This is a genomic window from Microbacterium sp. K35, assembly GCF_004794375.1.
Taxonomy (GTDB): Bacteria; Actinomycetota; Actinomycetes; order Actinomycetales; family Microbacteriaceae; genus Microbacterium; species Microbacterium sufflavum.
Genome location: NZ_SSDM01000367.1, coordinates 1 through 232 on the forward strand (window position 1 = coordinate 1; position 232 = coordinate 232).

Sequence of the window (232 nt, forward strand, 5' to 3'; positions counted from 1 at the left end):
AGCGCGGTACCAGGGCCGACACGGGCGACCGCCGCTCGACCGCCGGCTACGACCGTCGCCCCGGCAGCCGCAGCCCCAACCACCGCGGCTACCGCCCGGAGGAGACCGAGTCGGGTGCGCCCAAGCGCCGCTGGACCTCGCAGGAGCGCGCGGGCCGCGACGAGGCCCGCGGAATCCGCAACCGCGCCGAGTCCGGTCGCCGCGAGGCGCCGCATCGCCGTGACGACCGCGG

1 pseudogene is annotated in these 232 nt (G+C 78.9%); it reads left to right on the forward strand.

Annotated elements, in window-relative coordinates:
- Positions 1-232: pseudogene (locus tag DW299_RS15320) on the forward strand (DEAD/DEAH box helicase); the annotation flags it as partial.